We start from the raw sequence: 15,077 nt of genomic DNA, 5'->3' as shown, positions 1-15,077 counted from the left end.
CTGCTACTGGTCCTCGTCGTTCAGGTCGGGTAGCTCCTCATCCCACCCATCGTTCTCAGCGTACCAATCACCACTGTACGTGGAGGCTGCCGTCTTGATCCCAACGAAAGAAGCCGTCGCTGCTGCGACGCGATCGTCTTCTGCGGCTGCCCAATACGGTTCCTTGTGACGGACCAGCCCCGCGGCTTCGAGTCGGTTGAGCGTCGGCCCAACACTCCCACGCGGGACCCCCGTTTCCTCAGCCAATTCCGCTGGTGTGTATCCAACTCCCGGTGACTGCAACAGAGACTCCATCAACTTCCTTGCGTTGGTCCCCTCTGATAGGTCAACGCGTGGGTTTCCGGGTTCGTGTGTTTCGAAATCGACTGGCATATACGAGAATTGTACGCGAATTGTATTAGGTGTTAGGAGGGAAACGAGAATCTATCCGGCTGTGATATCGTTCATCTGTACTGACCGCGACTAGGTGAGAATATATCACTTGCTGAGGATTTCAACAGAGCCAGCGATTCCTAATCCCGTTTCTCTGCGGGTAGACCAGTGACCGATACGCGCACTCTAGTCAGCAGCGCCTCGGTGAACTCCCGATTGTCTGCCAGTACCGGTGTGACCGATAAAGGGAGTGTATACAGCCATACAATTTCGACCTACTCAGGGTTTGATACCAATTCGTTAGATATCTCCAATACTTAAACTAGTTTACTAATTGATGCGAGCGTGAGTATACTATTGAGACCTGTCTACACACTACCCGTCTATTGGCAGTAATATGATTTAAGTAAACTCAATCTAACCGTTTATTTGCCAACCGAAAGTTGGCACGCGGGGAAGAACTGGCTCCGGTCAGAGGCACACTTCTTCCCCACGTTCCGAACGAAAATTGTAAATGGAACATAATAAGTCCCACCATCCGAACTATCTCTGAGTTTCTTTTATGACGATTTATTGATTTAAATTTCTATACTGTACTAGCCGACCACACCAGAAGCGGCCACTTGTCCTTGACCGACTCGCGCTGTGTATTCAGCAAGCCACTATGAAAATCAACGAAATTTGATAGAGATCTCAGCAGTAGATTCGCATAGTAGTTGTAACAGGCTAGCGCTACAACGAACCGTGTGGAATGAGGGCTTGAGGAGCCGGTTTGATCGTGAGATCGACGCTATCGGTAGCAGAATACCGGATTCTAACACATCCAGAGACGGCTGTGTTGAAATCCGTAGTCGCTGACAGTTCGTCGAGGTCGCGCTGAATACAGAGCGCGTATCGGTCAGTGGTTCACCCCCTGAGAACGGGATTAGAATCACTCGATACGAGAAGGTCATGAACCGCTCGGATATGTTGTACGGTCCGTATGCGTGACCCCGGATCGACGACGCCGGTGAACGTCGGCACAGTCGAAGACGTCGAGCCAGCTGCGTCGGAGCCGACGGAGTCCTAATCGCGACGAACCGTCAAGGCCATACGAACAATCAAGCCGGTCGGCCAGGAAGTGTCTGTATAACATGCCCCTCACTGGCGACGCGACAATTCTCGTCCCCGTGGACGTGTCGACTACGGAACCACCCGATCAAGAGATTCTTGACCTCTTGGAGCCGGTCAATCTCGTCGTCCTCGGATACTATCCGGTTCCGAAGCAGACGGCACCGGCACATCTCAAAAAGGATCACAAAGCGGAGGCAGCAGAACGGTTGGGGAGCATCGTTTCCGGATTCGCCAGTGGAGACCACGAGGTCGAGGACGTGCTCGTCTTTACGAAGGATCGGCAAGAGACGATCGACCGGATCGCGGATCAACACGACTGTGACGCTGTCTTTGTTCCCGGCAAGACCGACGCGATCGATCGGATTCTCGTGCCGTTGCGTGGCGACGTGAACCTCGAACGGATCGTGTCGCTTACCGCTGCGTTGGTCCGAGCCAGTGACGCCACAGTCACGTTGTTTCACTCCGTCCCGGAGGGCACCGATCCGAGTCAGGGCGAGTTCATCCTCCGTGGAGCGGCCGATCGCCTCACTGAGGAGGGGGTCGACCGCGATCGGATCGACTGGCAGCTTTCGGAGGGCGGCTCTCCGAAGCACAAGATTATCGACCTCGTCGCGGACTACGACTTCGTTGTCCTCGGGGAAGCAGAGCCGTCGCTCAGAGACCGGATTCTCGGGACCGTGCTCACACCCGTTCTCGAGGAGATCGAGAAGCCCGCAATCATCGTGAGAGACATCGAATGAGGTTGGGGTTGATGTGTCAGATGACGGTTGTTGCGGCTTCACAGCCACTCCTCAGATGCTCGGCGAGACCGACGACACCGGTACCAAGGAGTAGCGGTCAGAACGACCGTCGCTGGCAGACGGCCGCCCGTCACCGCGCCGCACCCACCGGGAGTGACGATATCGGGGGCAAACAGACTCTCAGGCAGGGCCGCTCGGGGACGCGTGGTATCTTGTTTGTCCGTCGCTCGGGCAGTGTAGCCCGACGGGCACGGACGGTGAATCGATGAGCGAAGGGCAACTCGAACGGAACATCGGCTTCCTCGAGGCAATGACGCTCGGCGGCGGGACGATGATTGGCGCCGGGATATTCATCCTCCCTGGGATTGCGGCTGAAGGCGCCGGCCCGGCGAGTTCGGTCTCGTTCCTCATTGCAGGGTTCGTCGCACTGCTGGCAGCGCTCTCGCTGTCCGAGCTAGCGACCGGGATGCCGATCGCCGGCGGGAGCTACCACTACGTCAACCGGGCACTGGGCGGCTTCTTCGGAAGTATCGTCGGCTGGGGGATGTGGACCGGCCTGATGTTCGCCAGCGCCTTCTACATGATCGGGTTCGGACAGTATCTCGTCGAGCCGATCCCTTTTCTGGACGGCCGAGCGCTCGTCGTGCTCTTCGGCCTCGTCGGGCTGTCGCTGATCGTCGGCGTCAATTACTACGGCACCGAGGAATCCAGCCAGCTGCAGAACGTCATGATCGGCGCCGAGACCGTCGTCGTCCTCGCGTACGTCGCGCTCGGGCTGTTCTTCATTGATCCGACGAACCTCGAACCATTCGCGCCGACGGGACCGAGCGGCGTCATCGCGACGACCGGCGTCGTCTTCGTCTCCTTTCTTGGGTTCGAAATCATCGCGACGATCGCGGGCGAGGTCAAAGATCCGAGCCGAAATATTCCGCTGACAATGATCCTTTCTGTCGTACTCGTGACGATTCTCTACGCGCTCGTGATGATCGTCACGACGGGCGTGCTTCCGTACCAGTCGATCGGCGAATCGCTGGTTCCGGTGTCGGACGTCGCGGTCGTCTTCGCCGGCACCGTCGGTGTGGTGAGCATTGTGGCGGCTGCCGCCATCGCCGCGATCTCGAGTTCGAACTCGTCGGTGCTCGCCGCGGCACGGGTGAACTTCGCGATGGGGCGAGACGACCTGATGAGCGACTGGCTCAACGTCACCCACGACCGGTTCGGGACGCCTCACCGGGCGATCATCGCTACCGGCGCCGTCATTGCGCTGCTGATCGCCGCCGGCCTTCAGATCGAAGCCATTGTCGCCCTCCTAGCCGAGGTGGCCAGCTTCAGCTTCCTCGTCTCTTACTCGCTGGTCCACGTCGCCCTCGTCGTGTTCCGTCGGGCTGACCCGGAAGACTACGACCCCTCGTTCAAGATTCCGGACGTGCTGTACCCAGCAGTCCCCGTACTGGGTGTGATCCTGACGCTCGTCGTCATCTCACAGATGGCGCCCGTCATCATCCTCCTCGGGCTGGGCATCGTCGGGATCGGCGTCGGCTGGTACTTTGTGTACGTTAGAGACCACGCCATCGACCGGGGCCTCATCGACGACGCCATCGCGCCGACGACGGACGCCTACCGGGTCCTCGTCCCGGTTGCGAACCCGGACACTCAGCGTGATCTCATCCGGCTCGCGGCCGCCACCGCACACGCTTACACCGACGAAGGGACACCCGAACTCGTCGCCGTCAACGTCCTCCAGGTCACGGACCCCGACCCACAACAAAACGTCGCGGCAGAGCGGCTCGAGCACCAACGCGACCTGCTCGAAGGGGCCCGAGATATCGCGGCCGAGGTGGACGTCCGGCTTCGGACGGTCGCGATGACGGGCGAGCGCGTCGACGAGACGGTCCTGAAGACGATCGTCGACGAGGAGCCCGATCAGGTGCTCCTCGGGTGGGGAGGGACGCTGACGCGGAACGGCCACGTCTTTGGTCCGAACCTCGACTCAGTGGTCGAGAAGGCCCCGTGTGAGGCGACGCTCGTGACGCTCCACGATGAGCTGATCGGTACCCCCGTCGCGCTCGCGGGTCCCGGTCCTCACTCATCGGTCGCTGCGCGACGAGCGGCTGATTTCGCTACTGTCGATGGAACCGTGCCCACGCTGCTGAACGTCCAGCAACCGATGGGAGACGCCGATAGTGCCGCATCCGAACGTGGGAATGCGATCATTGACGAGGTGGCCGAGCGGGCGGGACTCGATTCGGAGGAGTACGAGCGAGTGGTTGTCGTCGACGACGATATCGAATCGGCCATCCTCGAAACGGCCGATCAGTTCGATACGATCTGCGTCGGACTCTCAGAGCGAAGTACCGCGTCTCGAGTCATGTTCGGCACGATCGCAGAACGGATCAGTCAGGAGGCGACGAGCAACGTCGGCATCGTCCGGAGATCCAACGAAGCCGACGAAGAATATTGAATATCCAGACGGCGCGCTTCGCCGGACAGAGGAAGTAGAGAGTCAGCCCGTCGAGGGGTCGTTTCGCGAACGGCCCAGGCGGAGTAATTCGGTTTCCGACTAGATTCCGGCTGTAGATCGGCTTTGTGAACCCAATTATGAACGATAGATCGAACTGTTTCAATACGAATACCTCAAGAAACGAAACAGTATTCGAAAGCGATAGTCCTGCTAAATGAAGCTGAACACTGAGCTTCATCAACAGCCGCGGTGTTGTCTCTCGCTCCACAAAGTTTAATTTGATCTCGTCTAAACAGCCGCTGAGGCGGTCGTTTTCGGGCATAGATCACTTTGCAAACGCACCGCCTCAATTTCAATCCTTATCTGAACATCGCTGTGGCGACATTGTCAAATCCCTGTAAATCCAACACAATCAGGTATCCTTTTTGAGCAACGCCCAATAGATGGTATCTAATGGTTGACCTTCCTAGGCCGCTATCCGAGATACAGCTTTCTCGGAGAAACCGTCTCGTTGTGTATTACCTCACCGGGCTGGTTGGCTTGGTACTGATTTATACGACTACGTACAACGTCGCCCTAGCACAGTTAGAGGGAGTCAATCAATCTATTTTCGCGTCATTCGAATTCATTGTCCAGACGATGACTACGACGGGATACGGCCAAGATTCAGGTATCTGGAGCCACCCACTTATGTTCTTGTTCGTCGCTGGAACGCAGATCTCTGGTATCGCGCTCGGTTTTTTTACGCTTCGACTCATCATCATACCGTTATTTACGGGGGCTGAGGTCAATCTCGATAACCGGCTCACGCCCAAAGACGACCACGTCATCATCTGCGAATATCGCCGTGATTCGGCAGTCCTTCTCGATGAACTCCGAGAGCTTGGTATTGATTATGTCTTGATTTCGTCGTCCGAAGAGAACGCTAAGGCACTTTCTGATGAGGGCTATTCCGTTATTCACGGTTCTCCGCAGGATGCGACGGCATTCGAACGGGCTAGCATCGAGACAGCACGAGCAGTCATTACTGACGCCGGAGATGCGAACGTCAACACTATTCTGACCGTGCGGTCGCTCAACTCGGACATCAACATCATCACGCTCACGGACGATAGCGATATGCGTGAGATATTGTTGGAGACCGGAGCAGATTCCGTGTTATCACCACATGGTGTGCTCGGGCACCGACTCGCCGAGAAGGCAGTTTCGTCATTCAAATCGGAACTAACGGACACGATTGATATTGGGGGCGAGCTAGAGGTCACCGAGGTACCGATCCAACAGGGCAATCGACTCATTGGGACACAAATCCGTAACTCGAAAATTCGGGAGGAAACGGGCGCAAATATCATCGGAGCGTGGATCGACGGGGAGCTCCAGCTGCCCCCGGATCCGGATTCAATCATCCGCTCGAATACAGTACTGCTTCTTACAGGGGGACATGATGCTCTAGAGGCATTTAGTGACTTTGTACAACCGGCACGCACCCTCCGAAACCACGAGCGAATCATTATTGCTGGACACGGTGAAGTCGGCCAGGCCGCGCGAGATGTTGTGTCCGAAGAAGGGCTTGAGGTCGTGACTATCGATACCGAAGATCGGGATGATGTAGATGTTGTGGGTGATTCCGGATCGGAGGAAAGCTTAAAACAGGCAGGAGTCGAAACAGCAGGGGCTATTATTGTTGGTCTGCCAGACGATTCTACATCCCTACTGACAACCGTACTGGCACGGTCGCTGAATCCCAACATCGAGATATTAGCTCGGGTGAGTGATACCGATGCTACCAGAAAGGCACTGAGTGCTGGAGCAGACTACGTGCTGTCTGTTCCACGGGTAAGTGCTCGGATGGTCGCCCGGGAGCTCCGTGGAGAGGATGTCCTCGCGCCAGCGAGTCAGATACGGCTGCTTCGTGCCCCCGCAACACCGCTGGCGGGGTTAACACTTGCCAAGTCTGGGATTTATAAAAAAACGGGCTGTCGCGTCATTGCTATCGAAGATGACACCGGACTCACCAGCGCAGTCGATCCACAGCAAGAATTCACCGGAAATGAGCGGATCATTCTTGTTGGTACCGATGAAGCGGTCCAGCAGTTCAGAAAACAGTTCGACGTCGCACCCGTGACATCCTCCCCGTCGTGAACGACGGGGCTTCCCGTACCGCGTTGGGATATTTGCTGGTCTACGACACGACCTGTTCTCTCGTGTTGAACGTCCCGCTTTCGCGGTCGAACAGGTGTGTCGATGGCTGTGCCACACAGCCGTTACTCCTATCCTCTCCGTGAGGACTCGGAGTTATCTTCTGACGCATGTTCTCCGCCCCGTTACAATCTGCGTTGGCTACCAACTCACACGACTGGCACACATACAAGCCACGGTGCTTCCGATTCGACTTCGTGTCGTCACCACACCGTGAACACGTCTTCGATGTGTCCCACTCGTTCTCTTTCAGCACCTCAAAACCGCACATCTCGCCTTTGTACGCAAGGTACTGGTAGATGCGGTCGAACGCCCACGTATGTAGTTTCTTGTTACCGGTCTTGCCCCAGTCTGAATCGCGCACGTCTTTAGGCTAACTCACCGCGAGCGTCCCCACGCCACGTTCGACACACCCGGTGATGATGGCGTCTGTGACCGTATGGTAGAAGTGGGTTTCGCGGTCTGCGAGTTTTTGACGCGCCCACATCGACTGATCTGACGGTCCGTTCTCTCCCTCGGTGTCGTACTCAGAACCCGTGAAGTAGTGCTTGTATTGCTTGAGTGAGTTGCCGGGATACAAAACGTACTCATTAGGGAACGCGACCATGGCGAGGTTCTTGATACCAAGGTCGATTCCCGCCACACCGTCGCCTGCGGAGTCGTTGGTTTCGAGGCTGACTTTACACACGAAGTTGAACGTGACCGTACTCTTGGGTCGCGTGTCGCCATGTTTGCGGTAGCCGGGCGGATTCGTCTTCGGGTCTTTGTGTCGCAGATCGAACCATGACTGGAAAGCGTCGGAAAGTTCTTCGATGACTTTCTGACTGGATTGCGCATTCAGGTCTTTCCAGCACGACTGGTTTTTTATATACGATTTCAGCACGCCCCCATCTGGGATTTCACCAGTGGCGTTCCATACACGGTCGGCTGTCCATCGTGCGACGTTCCAAATCTTGGAGGCGGGGTCTCCGAGCGAGCCGAGGCCCTCGCAGACCTGTCGGTGGTTCCGGATGGAACCAACGTAGGTGCGAGTGACCTGAATCGCCATACATAGCCTATGTCGAAGTAGTTAATTAATAATGTGGATTAGCGTGGAATATCCAGCCTGCCATCGGCGGTGGACTGTGGAGGAGTTGTTGGATTCACTCCCGCCGTAAACGGCGGGATTCTCTCCTCGAAGAAAGATAGACAGACATCATCGGGATCACTAATCGGCACACCAATCGACGCAGTAAGTTCAAACCGATAATTTACGGAAGTTCGAGGAGAAAGCCCCGCCCTTCAGTACGGGGATGAATCCGACAGTCGATGACACAACCCCCGGCGATATCACGGCCTGATATTCCAACAGATTCTTACGACAGCGCATCCAATTACAATTGTAATGGTCACGGTGACTGTCACCGCGAAGTTCCACAACCCATCTCTCTCACGGCGGAAAGAGTGGCAATTCGCCTCTCGCCTCTACCGTGACACTAAACAGTTCTGTATCGACGGATGGGAGAACGGCGACTTCAGCAAATCCGTGACCACAGCCAGCATCGACAACGACCTCTACTCGGCCATCCAGAACCAAGCCATCCGAGAGGCGAAATCCGACCACAAAAAAGACGGAGCGGTTCGCTACCGAGACAGTCAACCGTTCGCCGTCAACAACCAGAACTGGGAACTTGACACGACTGAGAGCGGGACGGTCGTCGTCGGCTTCCCGTGCGTCTCTCAATGGTGGTACACGCCCATCGAAGTGTACGACGACATTGCCGACCCCGTAGACCGACTGGTCAAGGGTGACGCGAAGAAGACCCGTCTACAAGTCTACCGCCGTGGAGACGACTGGTTCTGTACGTTCAACATCGAGTACGACGCCGACACGTCGGGTGAAACGCCTATCGGTGTCGATATTGGTGAACGCCACATCCTCGCAGCAACGGCCTATGGCGAGGAGGAGTCAATGCTGGTGTCGGGTGGTGAGGCGAAGTTCGTTCGGCGCAAATATCGTTCCCTACGCGATTCGCTTTCGGAAGCGGGTGCGCTTCGCGCACGTAACCGTGTGGGTGACAAAGAACAGCGTCGAATCAAAGACCTGAATCACAAACTCTCCCGTCGTCTCATCACGTTCGCGGAACAGTTCGAGAATCCCGTCATTCGGATCGAAGACCTCGAAGGCATCCGCGAGAACAGTTCATGGTCGGGCGTCCACTCGTGGCATTTCCACCAACTCCAACAGTTCATCACGTACAAAGCCGAACGCGCTGGTATTCGCGTTGAGAAGGTTGACGCCTACCATACCAGCCAGCGATGTTCTGCGTGTGGTTCGATGGGAACCCGTGATGGCGACCACTTTTTGTGTTCGGAGTGTAACCGTGGACGACACGCCGACCTGAACGCTTCGGAGAATATCGCACAACGGGAGGGAGAACCATGTACGGCGTAACAGTTCAGCTGACGCGAACCGTGCTACCTCGCTGGGTGAATAGCCAGCCGTCGTTGACGCCTGTAGTTGACAGGGAGGAAGGCCCCATTGACAGGGCTACACGCGCTGGAAAGCACACCGTCGGTCACAATTCGGTGGCGACCTTTGACGGGTCACGCGAAAGCGTACCTGAACCCCGAGGAAACGCGCAACCTGAATATCCACTTCGTGGAATCCTCGCACTTTAGGGCGGGGAGGATGTCAACTATCGAGAACCCATTACCAACCGTTCTTAATACAGTGGGAGATGGACGTAGGACACAAGTCCCAATGTCAGATCCGGACCCGTTACAAGTTGAATACACGACTGTGGGTGAATTGACTGACTTTCTGATGTACGCGACTGAGAGCATCAGCCTCGGTTTTGATCGGTGGGAGGAAGAGCACGTCCGTGGTCCGGGACTGTACTTTATTATTGTGACTGGGGTCCATTCTGGCTCATATGCTGATTCATTAGGCGAAAATAAGTGGCCAACCGAAACCTGTCGAATTGTGTCAGAAGACCTTGATCCATTTGTCGAAGCGGCACGTACGGTTGGGTTTACACGCGATGGGGCAGTTATTGTCAGTACGGATGGCACTATACAAAAACAGATGGTCCGAGTCAAAAGTCAGAGTGATGTTCATGAAAACACGGCGCTCGATTATGCTGACTGGATGGGAACAAAGCATCTGAGCGCTATTGAGGCCTCAGTTCGTTCAGAGGTGGTCGCAGCTATCACACTCAGCGAAGAAGACGGGCGGGTGTCTCTTTTCAAAGGTGGCAGTTACGAAGATTACACACGGGCCGAACTAGGTGGTGTGTGGCGTCCATCTGGTTGAAAGAGTAGGATCCTGTTCAGCTCCCGTCGGAAGAGTCAGAAAAATATCCAGACATCTGCGGAACAAGGATGTTCTCGATCGGAGTTGAATATTGCATTAGCATTGTTCCGACAACACTCATAACCAAAACATATCCGACGGCAAAGGCATCCACCTGTTCGTTGAGATCACCAGCCAACGCCGAGAGTTCTTGAATCGTTTCGGTCGTTTCTGCCAGCGACGATGTCTGCTCTTCGGTTGCTGCCGACACGTTGCTCGCCTCTGCTGCGGTCTGTTCACTCACACTTGCCACCTCATCGACCACCGAGACGACCTCCTCTGTCGAGGCCGCTTGATCGTCAGTTGCGTCACTAATCTCTCGGATACCGCTCTCAGCCTCCTGTACTGCGTCCGCGATTCCGTCAAACATCTCAATCGCATTCTCGATTGTTTCTGACCCACGCTTAACGCGCTCGCTCATCTCCTCCATCCCCGCAACTGTTTCCGTCGTGTTCGCTTGTGCGGTCTCGATCCGCTCTTCGACAGCGGTTGTCGCCTTTTCTGCTTCCTCTGCGAGCGATTTGACTTCTGACGCTACAACGCCGAACCCTTCGCCAGCTTCTCCAGCACGAGCTGCCTCAATCGACGCGTTCAGCGCCAGAATGTTTGTTTTCTCTGCGATACCGGAAATCATCTCCACAATTTCTCCGATCTCTGTCATCGCCTCTTCGAGAGCCTCAACCTGTGCGGCTGCCTCGTCGGCTTGTTCCTCAATCGACTCAATTTCATCAGTTGCCTCCGAGGCGTACTCACGGCCTTCGTTCCCTTGTTCAACTGCTTCCCCCGCAGTGACGGCCACTTGGTCTGCTGAAGACGCAACTTCTTCGACCGTAGCCGACATGTCGTTCATCTCGTTAGCCACCTCTTGGAGATTCTCACTCTGTGTGTCTGCGCCGTATGAGATCTCCTCAACGGACCCAGCAACCTCCTCGCTTGCTTCTTTGACCTCTTCAGTGTTTTGTGCAACCACATCACTTGAGGTGGCAACGTTCTCTACAATCTGTTTGACATTACCGACACTCTCACTGAGACGGTCGATCCCATTTTCTAAGTTTGACAACACGTCGCCGTACGCTCCTGGATATTCAGTATCGATGTCTTGTGCGAGTTGCCCCTGTTCTAGTCGGTCGCTCGCAGCCGATATTTGCCCAAAGCTATTCGACAACTGGGTTGTCCCCACTGCGAGGTCATCAAGTACGGCACCGTACTGTCCCGGACGGTCTGTGTTGATATTATCATCAAGCACACCCTGCTGAAGGTCACTACTAACACTCTGAATTTGCTCGAAGCTTGCCGAGAGCTCGCCGGCACCAGTTTCAAGATTGGCCATCGTCTCACCGTACGTTCCGGGGTATTGGGACTCGAATTCCCAGTCGAGGTCTCCCTGTTTGAGCCCCTCACTTGCGGTTCCAATCTGAGAAAACACTCCCTCAAGATTTTCTTGCATCTTGGTGTACGCCTCCACCATCCTCCCGAGTTCATCATTCTCGACGTGCTGATCTACCTCGGTGTCGAGCTCCCCGTTACTGATCGCAGTGAGCCCGTTCGATAACTGCTTTATCGGTGGTGTGATCCGGCCGGCGACGAACAGGCCGATCAAGATTGCTACAATGAACGCTCCGATGGTCAGCCCAAGAACTTCTAATTGTGCGGCTTGCGTTGTGCTGTCGGCTGATACGACCGATGCTTCCTTGTTTTCGATAGCTGCCTGCTCGAGCGCCTTCGCGGAGCCTCTGGTATCAGCGACGATTGTGTCTAACTCATCGCTCTTCGCCTGTGCTTGCTCCATCTCACCGGCTTCTAAGGCTGTGAACAACTCTTGAGCGGTCGTAGAGTACTGTTCGTGTTGTCCCTGTAATTCTTCGAACTCCGCTTGTTCTGCTTCGCTCAGCTCTTGTTGTTGTAGCTCGGCGGAATATTCGTCGAATCTCTCTCCTGCTGCTTGGAAGTTGGACTGTTCTCCTTCTTCACCGAGGAGTGCGGCGTGTACAGCGACTTGTTGCTCGTCGATGGCGACGAGCATGTTTAATGAGGCGTCGATTTTGTCAGCGTCTTCAGAGATGGCGTGTGCCTCTCTGTCGACGTCTCCAACGGCTTGGTATCCGACCGCTCCGGTGACGCCCACCAGTAGCGCCACGATGACGAACGCGATGATGAGCTTCGGCCGAAGGTCCAATTGGTCGACCGCAATTTTATCTAACATATCTGAGGAGATATATTTGGGTTACAAATAGCTATGCGACAAAAAATTGTGAGTGATAATTAGCGACATTGACGCGCTAAGCCGCCTTCCTCGGCGAGCGACGACCGAACGGGAGGCGCAACCAGGGGGAGATACAGCGCCTCAAATTAGCTAACAACAGGAGCCGGAGATCCACTGACTATTCGCATTTAACTTCTCCAGCTTGTTCTATTCAGAATATTTTTTATCTCATACGTATTTAATATGACAGTGGAACTTGTCCAGCTTGCGTATATGGGTGGGTTTGGGTTTGCTGCGATAGCCTGCTTCGCAAGCGTCCATCGTGTGTCACGGGTCTCAGACACTGATACACAGCGCGGTCTCAGTACTTTGTTAGTGCTAAATGGGATCTGGGCGCTAACTCATATCGGTCGGGTTTCTCCTGTTTCAACAACTGGACAAATAGGCTTCTATCTTGTTGGACTGATTGTAGGCCTCGCAACTGTCGGAGCGTGGCTATATTTTTGTTCGGCGTACACCGGTCATGACTACCACCGCCGACCGTGGATCCGCCGAACAGCGGTCAGTGTCTACCTTGGTATTGTTTTTGTAAAACTCACGAACCCCATCCATGGGATGTACTTTGACACAACCATCACGACACAACCGTTCACATATGTTGTGGTTGAACTCGATACAATCCACTGGATTGTAACTGGATTTTCATACGCACTTGCGTCGGTCGGGTTCTATCTTATATATGAGATGCTCGATAACTCAGGAGCGGACACTCGTGTATTAAGTGCTGTTGTCGCGACAACTGCCCTTCCTATCGTGTTCTATGTGAGCAGTCTCACAGACACTAGTAGGCTCATTACCCTTCATTACGAACCAATTGGAATCGCAGTGTTTGCAATTGGAGTGCTTTTTGTGGTCGACGAGAAGTTTGCTGCGACTCCACAGTTCTGGCGTACGCAAATTATCGATGATATTGACGAAGTGATCGTTGTGACTGATAATCGTGGGTATATCCGCGATTACAATCAGCAGGCAAGTGAGGTATTCCCAATACTAGATGGGGCTAAGGGCCGGCTGCTGGCTAAAACATTGCCAGACTTAGGACGCGTTGTAGCGGGTGAAAGCAATATCGTAACTATTTGTGATCAGGATGGTGATGCTGTGCGTTATTTTCATGTTACAAAAACAATTCTGACCCGAATAAATACAGATGTTGGGCAAGCCATCGTCTGTACAGATGTAACCAGCACCGAGCAACAGCGCCGAGAGTTGAAAAAGAAAAATGAGCAACTTGAATATAAAAATGAGCAACTTGACAAGTTTGCCAACGCAATAACCCACGAGCTACGGAATACACTTACAATTGCTGAGGGGTACCTGAAAGAGATTTCAGCACAACGAGCAGAAATTAATCGCGCATCAGGTAGTGAAGCTGTTGAATCGATAGAGGAAGCACACCATCGGATGGAACGTATTGTAACCAACCTAGCGAAGCTAGCCAGTACTAACAGTGAACCGGGTGAGACTGAGGTGTGTTCATTAGCTATGATAGTTGAGGCCGCAAGCGACCACATTGATCCAGATGAAATATCGATTTATGTAGATGAAGATATGACAATTGAAGTAGATCGTGCGCTGTTCACCGAATTATATATTACTGCGGTTCAGTTCGCCGAACTGTACGGCGCAGATAACATAACAGTAGGTGCCAGGGAGGGGATAATCACAATCACAACAGACGGCAAGTCGATACCAACAGAGGCTCTCGATGATGTGTTCAGTTATGGTGAAGCAGCCCCATCGGCAGAAACTGGGATGTTATTTCCAACGATGGAGACAATTGCTAGAAGCCACGGCTGGTCGGTTGATATTGACCCGACGTACCGAGATGGGGTTCGGATCGAGATTTGTGATGTTGAGACGTTATCCAAAATAAATAGTTCTGACATATCCTGACTGTTCGACCTCTGCCGATTCGAAGACAGTGTACGTGTTCCGCTCTGAGAACTGTTCTTGAGTTGCTGAGGTCTTGTGGAGCTGTATCTGTTCAGGTTTTGAGGCAAGCTGACTGCTGCCTGTCCGTCGAGACATCTGTTGACCTCGACGGACGTGCCGTATCCTGATGTTTTTCGCCACATTGTATTCACAGGCGGTACGAGATGGATGCCCCGACCGTTGAAGTCGGGGAGGAAGCCGACAACCGATGGCGCAAACCACGCTACGATGACAGGACGACTCCCCAGTGTTTGACATCCTCCCCGGCCTGAAGGGCGAGGATTCCTTCGTGCGACAGCACGGGTTGAGCGACAATTGGTCCGTTTGTCCCGATAGATCGAAATTCGTGGCCCCTACTTATACGGACGCTACGGATTCGGTGAGACGCTGTCCTCGAACCACAAGAGGTGGCGAACCAGCGGTGGTTCGCACGGCGATGACATGGGATCCGATGGGGCCTCAATGGCCGGGCCACAGTCCTGCGAGGGAGACAAACGAGAGTTCCTCCGGTGTGTCGCCGGTTCCCTCCGAGTGCGGGTTGGAATCGAAGGGCATCGGCTGCCCGAATCCGATGGTCGGATTCCTCCGCGTTCACGCGGAGGAGGAGGTCAATCTGACCCATGCTTCACCTAAAACAGTCCACGCTCAGACACGTATCATTAA

The 15,077-nt window shown here is 54.5% G+C and carries 8 protein-coding genes and 3 pseudogenes; 6 read left to right on the top strand and 5 right to left on the bottom strand.

Annotated features, from left to right (window positions below):
- Window positions 1-3: 3 nt before the first annotated feature.
- Complete coding sequence (locus ABNG04_RS13935) at window positions 4-372, bottom strand: winged helix-turn-helix domain-containing protein (RefSeq protein ID WP_371163001.1); 369 nt, start codon at window positions 370-372, stop codon at window positions 4-6.
- A gap of 1,133 nt (window positions 373-1,505) precedes the next feature.
- On the opposite strand from ABNG04_RS13935, the gene ABNG04_RS13930 reads away from it, so the two are divergent.
- A complete protein-coding gene (locus ABNG04_RS13930) occupies window positions 1,506-2,225 on the top strand; it encodes a universal stress protein (protein ID WP_371163000.1) in 720 nt (239 codons plus the stop codon).
- 265 nt (window positions 2,226-2,490) lie between these two features.
- The gene (locus tag ABNG04_RS13925) at window positions 2,491-4,686 is read left to right on the top strand and encodes an amino acid permease (RefSeq protein ID WP_371162999.1); all 2,196 of its coding nucleotides are present in this window, start codon (window positions 2,491-2,493) and stop codon (window positions 4,684-4,686) included.
- Between the two features lie 77 nt (window positions 4,687-4,763).
- On the opposite strand, the pseudogene ABNG04_RS13920 reads toward ABNG04_RS13925, so the two are convergent.
- Window positions 4,764-5,008, bottom strand: a pseudogene (locus tag ABNG04_RS13920) (IS6 family transposase); the annotation flags it as partial.
- Window positions 5,009-5,139: 131 nt separating this feature from the next.
- Here ABNG04_RS13920 and ABNG04_RS13915 point away from each other — a divergent pair.
- A complete protein-coding gene (locus ABNG04_RS13915) occupies window positions 5,140-6,828 on the top strand; it encodes an NAD-binding protein (protein WP_371162998.1) in 1,689 nt (562 codons plus the stop codon).
- A gap of 40 nt (window positions 6,829-6,868) precedes the next feature.
- Here the strand turns inward: ABNG04_RS13915 and ABNG04_RS13910 are convergent.
- Window positions 6,869-7,933: pseudogene (locus tag ABNG04_RS13910) on the bottom strand (RNA-guided endonuclease InsQ/TnpB family protein).
- Between the two features lie 336 nt (window positions 7,934-8,269).
- Between ABNG04_RS13910 and ABNG04_RS13905 the strand changes: the two are divergent.
- Both ABNG04_RS13905 and ABNG04_RS13900 read left to right on the top strand, forming a co-directional pair.
- Entirely contained in the window at window positions 8,270-9,319 is a 1,050-nt protein-coding gene (locus ABNG04_RS13905; RefSeq protein WP_371162997.1) for an RNA-guided endonuclease TnpB family protein, read from the top strand.
- Window positions 9,320-9,628: 309 nt separating this feature from the next.
- Window positions 9,629-10,180, top strand: a complete 552-nt coding sequence (locus ABNG04_RS13900; protein WP_371162996.1) for a DNA integrity scanning protein DisA nucleotide-binding domain protein — start codon at window positions 9,629-9,631, stop codon at window positions 10,178-10,180.
- A 16-nt stretch (window positions 10,181-10,196) separates the two neighbouring features.
- Here the strand turns inward: ABNG04_RS13900 and ABNG04_RS13895 are convergent, their stop codons facing one another.
- Window positions 10,197-12,422, bottom strand: a complete 2,226-nt coding sequence (locus ABNG04_RS13895; protein ID WP_371162995.1) for a HAMP domain-containing methyl-accepting chemotaxis protein — start codon at window positions 12,420-12,422, stop codon at window positions 10,197-10,199.
- Between the two features lie 249 nt (window positions 12,423-12,671).
- Between ABNG04_RS13895 and ABNG04_RS13890 the strand changes: the two genes are divergently transcribed.
- Window positions 12,672-14,375 carry a histidine kinase N-terminal 7TM domain-containing protein gene (locus ABNG04_RS13890; protein WP_371162994.1) on the top strand — a complete coding sequence of 568 codons (1,704 nt, stop codon included), beginning with the start codon at window positions 12,672-12,674 and terminating at the stop codon, window positions 14,373-14,375.
- Here ABNG04_RS13890 and ABNG04_RS18055 read toward each other — a convergent pair.
- A pseudogene (locus ABNG04_RS18055) lies at window positions 14,343-14,561 on the bottom strand (hypothetical protein); the annotation flags it as partial. The gene ABNG04_RS13890 and the pseudogene ABNG04_RS18055 overlap by 33 nt on opposite strands.
- Window positions 14,562-15,077 lie beyond the last annotated feature (516 nt).

Source organism: Halorubrum miltondacostae (assembly GCF_041379815.1).
GTDB lineage: Archaea > Halobacteriota > Halobacteria > Halobacteriales > Haloferacaceae > Halorubrum > Halorubrum miltondacostae.
Note: the sequence above shows the minus strand (reverse complement) of the source record. Positions and strands in the feature narration are given on the sequence as shown.